Below are 6,016 nucleotides of genomic sequence, written 5' to 3'. Positions count from 1 at the left end.
GTTTGTTATTGTCCAACACTAACTCGATTTCTTTGCAGATTTGGTCATCGATAAGTGCTGGGTGGGTATCCAAGCGAAGATCCCATTTCTCAGGGCGATTGTTGTTGAACTTGGCATTGTAGCGAGTATGCCCCCGCAAAGTAGGATTTTTAATCCAATTAGTAAAACCAGTAGTCGAGAATCTTAATCCATAAGTATCATGTATCCATTGGATTGCTTTTCTCACAGATGCCCTATTGGACAAAAACCAATCAATTATTTCTCTAGCCACAACCCAGTTAGTTTTTCCGCATTCCCGCACCGCCATGTCTGGTTCATACTTTTCATTCACTCGTACATAGCCAAACGGTGGTTGCGGAGGCGCTTTGCATTGCTCCCGGAAATAGGCGTATCCATGTTTTACCCGGTTCTGTAACAGGTCACTTTCAAATTGGGCTAGCGCTCCCATTTGGTTAATGGAAAACTTCGAGAAAGGGTTTGATATGTCTTCAACTGGCGCGTCTAAAATATCTAGCTTGATATCCATTTCCTCAAATAATGCGATCGCTTTCGATATCGCCATTACCGACCGGGCTAACCTATCAACTCTAGTAACCACCACCTCTGTTATCTTTCCCTGACGGCAAAGTGCCAGCATTTTATTAAATTCGTTACGATTACTGGATTTCCCTGACTTAATATCCGAATATATTTTTACGGCACCGGCTTTTTCCAACCTCGATATCTGCTGGATTAACGCATCATCCTGTTCCCCTGTGCTTACCCTCGCATAACCTACCCGCATTACGATCGCGTCCTACAAACCCTACAAGGCGATCGTACCTCTGTCTATCCCCGTTGTAAAGTCAACACCAATGGAAATGGATGATTTAGAAGCATTGTTGATTGAATACGGTATTTTGGATGACGACACCAAGCACGCTGACATCATCGGTAAGCCTGCTGAAGCTACCAAATAACTAGCAATGTAGGAAAAGGAGAAAAGGAAGTTTCGGAAGATCAGGAAGATAAAAATATCAGGAAGACAAAGAGGAGCAAATGTTGCTCTCGCCTTCCACCTTCCCCTTCCCTCTTCCCCCTTCTCTCAACATTCAGACGCAACAAGCAATTATCCCCACATACTTAATTACAAGTAACAGAGGCAAATATGACACCTCCCGACAAGAATCTTGTAGAAGAAAATCAGAAGCTGATTAGCGAAGTTCTAGAAGCTTATCCTGATAAATCTAAGAAGAAACGCCAAAAACACCTCAACGTCCACGAAGAAGGCAAATCTGATTGCGGCGTTAAGTCTAACATCAAATCCGTTCCTGGTGTAATGACCGCTCGTGGTTGTGCATATGCAGGTTCCAAGGGTGTGGTTTGGGGACCAATCAAAGATATCAAATAATAGCTATAACCATTGCACAGCAAGCATTATGGCTTTATTGTTTAACTCATTTCTTGTTTTTTACTTGTTTTTTCTCACTCTCGCAACTTTAGCTTTATATATATCAGTTAATTGAGAAAATTAACTTACTTAAATTTGACTTAATTATGCAAAATACGATCGCACTTTCATAGATATTTGCATTCCATATATTCTTAAATATGAAACCGAAACATGAAAAAAGACAGAATTTTTTTGGTTCTGCCTTTTGATATTAGGATTTAAAATTTTTAACTATTTATGTTTAACAGTAACTATAGTTAGTGCAATTTCATGTTTTAATTTTTCATTCTCTAATTCCAATTGAGCTACTTTATCTTTGAGTAATTCAATTTCTGATTTTTTATTCATTGCTTCATTGATAGCCTTCTTCCTGTTATCTCGACCAAAGTATCTTTGATAAGTTCGAGTGTGTATCTCTATACTATGTCCCAAGTTATCTGCTGCTGCTTTAATTGGAATTCCTAATAAATGTGCCCGAATTGCCCAAGCATGACGTAAATCATACGGCTGGAAGCTAATACCAATTCGCTTAAAAAATTGAGAAATATTTTGAACTGCAAAATCCATTTGCTCTGGTTTAATTAGATTCTCACTCCACCTTTTTAATTCTGCCAATCTTTCAGGATTTTTTAAATCAAACTTTTCAATCCAATATAAATTTAATGGAAAAGCTTCCCTTTCACCAGTCTTACAGGATTCATGAACTTTCCAAGTATTATCTACATTCTCAACTGATAACCACCAATCTATATCTGGTTGGGTTAGAAGCTCATGAGGTCTCAGCCCATAAGTTGCTAACATGCCATAGCACCAAGCTTTGAGTTTCCAGGTATGTCTCAATTCCGGCTTTGGCTCTTTTTTCCGATTTAATGACCTTTGTTCAAATAATAAAAAACTAGCTTCTATTTGCTCATCTGTAGGTATATACCTAATTCTTCGATCTCGATTGACTTTAATATCTGAAAAATCAAACTGAAGATTAAAGGTATTAGATAATAATTTTAAGGCGATTAAAAGTCCGTCTTTAGCACCTTCACTAGGAACACTATTAATACAATTTCTGAAATTATCATAATTTACTTCTAGCTCTAAATTACAGTGTCTTCTTATCCTTGCTATCCGATATTTTTGCAGCATCCTTTGACGCTTTTCAGTAAATGAGTTTCTTTTAAAATACTCATCTTCAAATTTATCTAGCAACTCACCGATTGTTTTTATCTCTACTTTTTCTTTAGCCTTAACACCTAAATACTTATCATTCCACTCAAACGTGTGTCTAGCAATTAACTTACCTAATTCATAGCTTTCCTCGATCGCAGTTTTTAACCCATCTAAACTTGCGGGTATCCCTAAGCTAATTAAGTATTGTTTTTTACCTCTACCACTTTTACAAGTATCACCTGGTTTGAGCGGAAGAGTCGCTTGTAGCTGTAATGAGTTACCAGTTTGTTTAATACTTACTTTTATCTTATCTCTTTTTAAATTGGCGATCGCTTCCAGCAATTTCTCATCAAAAACTTCCTGATACCTTAGTTCTGTAGCTTTCACTTTAGCCATTGTTCCCCTGTAGCTTCCATCCGCAGTTGCTGGTGGTTCAAAATCAGCAAAAATATCTTGAACTTGACTGTCATTAACTTCGGTAGATGCTGTATTTCGACTTGTCGAATTAAATCTTGAATGACTTGTCGAATTATGGAAACCCTGGTGTTGAGATTCAGTCATTACTTAATTTTTACTTAATTTATAGTGATGCAAATGGAGATTTGAGAAAGTTATTAGTGAACTATATGCTACTTAAAACTGGTTATGGAGGAACTTTTCACATGATACTATAAAAATGTCTCAATCAAAGACATGGTTCATATCAGCCACGGTCCTGTTGGTTGTGGTTACTGGTCTTGGTCTGGTCGTCGTAACTACTACGTAGGTAAAACTGGTGTCGATTCTTTCGGTACCATGCACTTTACCTCTGACTTCCAAGAACGGGATATCGTATTTGGTGGTGACAAAAAACTTGTCAAACTCATCCACGAAATCGATGAACTTTTCCCACTGAATAATGGTATCTCGATTCAATCTGAGTGTCCCATCGGTTTGATTGGGGATGACATCGAAGCAGTAGCAAAGAAGACTGCCAAAGAAATTGGTAAGCCAGTTATTCCTCTTCGTTGCGAAGGCTTCCGTTTAATAGCATATAATGCGATTGGAGATGTCTATTATGGTTAACGATGCGAGACTTGTCAAAGGCATTGGGTTATTGTCGGGTGAGTACCCAAAGGCAGCACACAGAGGGGCATGGATTGGAACGCTATATTGATCGCCTGAAACAGTATGGACTAACGGAAGCACAAATATACTGGGATATTGAGTCAGGCAGTAGCGAAAAAAGAGAAGGCTACAACAAGGTTTTAGAAAAAGTGCGATTGGGTCAGGTTGATCAAATCATCGTCCCATGTTTTGACAGATTTACTCGTTCAGCTTTGGGTTGGGAAGTTGCCCGTCAGGAATTACAGATGTCTGGGGTTGAGTTAGTGTTTCTCGATGGTGGTAGTTTGGATTTAGAGACACCAGAGGGATTATTCACTAGTCGGATATTAGCGGCGATGGCTGCCCAAGTAAGAGATAAAAACCGCTACAACTCAATTCAAGGGCATAGATTTTTTCAAGAAAAAAGAAAGATTTACCAAGCAATATTTGGCTTGAAGAAAGATGGAGATACAGTTAAGCCAAACCTCGATCCCTACAAAGAAACGGGGTTAACAGTTCGAGATGTAGCATTGGAGATTATTGAACTATTCCTGGATACTGGCAACTTGTCTGCAACTATTGAGTATCTCTGCAATAGTTATGGATACGATCGCCATCGTATTAAACATTTAGATTTTCCGCGATCGCCATCATCTCTCAAGCGCTGGCTGGAAAACCCTCTAATTTGCGGTCGCATTCGATATTATGCCGAGGAAAAAGATAAAACCTTAATCCTTGACTCCGATCATGAGGGTATTATTGACCTAGAAACTTTTAATCAAATCTCTGCATTGCTGGAGCGGAATGCTGCTGGACGCAGACATAACCAAGCGAATCCATTGGTATCCCTGTGCTACTGTGGGCACTGTGGTCGCCGGATGAGAAAAATTACCCTTACCAGGAGCGATCGCAATCAACGTTACCACAATGAGTATTTACAATGTCTTGGAGCCAAGAATCGGGCAGGGAAAGAGATAATTTGTGATTACAAAAAGTTTTATAGGTATGAGGATGCTATCGCATCTGTTATCAAAGCTTTGACTACAAAAGCATCTGCGATCGCATCCGATCTAGATCGAGACGAAGAAATTCAAGTACCTTCAGAAATAATTGAATTACAAAAAGAAATTATTAAATTGAAAGCACTTAATGACAGCGATTACCAGCCAGTAATTGTTAAAAAGGAACAAAAACTGGAAACACTCATTCGAGGCTTGGAATCAAATGCGGAATCGACTTCTAGAAGGTACGAGGAATATTTAGAAGTTTTACAGATTCGCAATTCCTGGGATAAGCTATCTCGAAGCGAACTGACACCAATATTTCAAGATTTGATTGCCAAGGTGGTTTGCTCGACGAAAGCGGATGGAACGCATTGTTTTTCAGTGGATTTTAATACCTGAAAGTCTGGATCGTTCCTGCAATCCTCCACCAGCTTTTTCAATATATCTCGACTTCTCTTACTCAGCATGGCGTTCCTAACTTCTCATTTGATAAAAGTGCCTTTAATTGCGATCGTCTGTGATGGAAGAATCCTCCTATTACCTCACTCAAACTGGTAAGCTCTAGGGTTGGGATTCAGATATTAGGCAGTAATGAAGGTTTTGGTGTTACTGCCTTGCCATCAGGGAGTTTCCTAACAGTAGACATGCTGTTTCTTGCTGCATCGTCTTTCTGTGGCGTTCTTTTATTCAGGTTAGTTCGCGGGCTAAAATTTTCTGTTATTGGCGATCGTTTTTTATTTATTAAAGCGTTTTCGTAAATAGATTGATATATAAAATGCCATTAATTGTGGCAATTAAAAGTAATCATGGTGTCTGAATGACTTCTGAGTGAAGATGAATTAATACATAATAAATTTGGCGACATCAAGTAGCCTGCAACCTGCTGTATCTTTATTTTTTGGCGGGATAATTATATAGGTTTCTCTCAACAATATCAATGCGTAAGTAATAATTATTACTGAATTTTGTCAAATAGTTCTGACATATAAAGATTAATATAAAGTTGCTCGTAATTACTCTGAATCTATTGACTTTTCTATTCAATTCATAGTAGTAATTGTACAGAGAAATAAGTGTTCCCTCAGTCTATAAAGTATTTGTGTAAGTCGTGATGATTCGGCTAACGCCGGAAAACTCGAAACGTCAATCATCTTAATACTATCTAAATTTAGCTTTTTCCAATAATTAAGGGATTAAATAATTCTTAATTTTAGAAGAAAGTTTATATTTCTTCGTCCTTTTCTATGCCATTTATTAAACATGATATAGAAAAATAAAAATAACATCTATATTAAAGTATTCATTATTATCGATCGCTTTGCTATAAATATTT

At 37.9% G+C, this 6,016-nt stretch carries 3 protein-coding genes and 3 pseudogenes; 4 read left to right on the top strand and 2 right to left on the bottom strand.

What is annotated here, in order from left to right; all coding sequences use genetic code 11:
* On the bottom strand, positions 1-784 hold a 784-nt coding region (locus VB733_RS21190; protein ID WP_323342039.1), incomplete at its 3' end, for a recombinase family protein.
* Here VB733_RS21190 and nifH point away from each other — a divergent pair.
* Positions 780-959: pseudogene (gene nifH, locus VB733_RS21185) on the top strand (nitrogenase reductase); the annotation flags it as partial. The gene VB733_RS21190 and the pseudogene nifH sit on opposite strands and share 5 nt — an antisense overlap.
* 188 nt (positions 960-1,147) lie before the next feature.
* Positions 1,148-1,384 (top strand): annotated as a pseudogene (locus VB733_RS21180) (nitrogenase molybdenum-iron protein alpha chain); the annotation flags it as partial.
* 279 nt (positions 1,385-1,663) lie between these two features.
* On the opposite strand, the gene VB733_RS21175 reads toward VB733_RS21180, so the two are convergent.
* On the bottom strand, positions 1,664-3,154 hold the full coding sequence (locus VB733_RS21175; RefSeq protein WP_323342038.1) for a site-specific integrase: 1,491 nt from the start codon (positions 3,152-3,154) through the stop codon (positions 1,664-1,666).
* Positions 3,155-3,277: 123 nt separating this feature from the next.
* Between VB733_RS21175 and VB733_RS21170 the strand changes: the two are divergent.
* Both VB733_RS21170 and xisF read left to right on the top strand, forming a co-directional pair.
* A pseudogene (locus VB733_RS21170) lies at positions 3,278-3,616 on the top strand (nitrogenase component 1); the annotation flags it as partial.
* A 44-nt stretch (positions 3,617-3,660) separates the two neighbouring features.
* On the top strand, positions 3,661-5,082 hold the full coding sequence (gene xisF / locus VB733_RS21165) for a fdxN element excision recombinase XisF (RefSeq protein ID WP_323342037.1): 1,422 nt from the start codon (positions 3,661-3,663) through the stop codon (positions 5,080-5,082).
* The last annotated feature ends 934 nt before the right edge of the window (positions 5,083-6,016 follow it).

Source organism: Calothrix sp. UHCC 0171, assembly GCF_034931845.1.
Taxonomy (GTDB): Bacteria; Cyanobacteriota; Cyanobacteriia; order Cyanobacteriales; family Nostocaceae; genus Brunnivagina.
The sequence above is the reverse complement of the archived record's forward strand: the minus strand, read 5'-3'. Positions and strand labels throughout refer to the sequence as shown.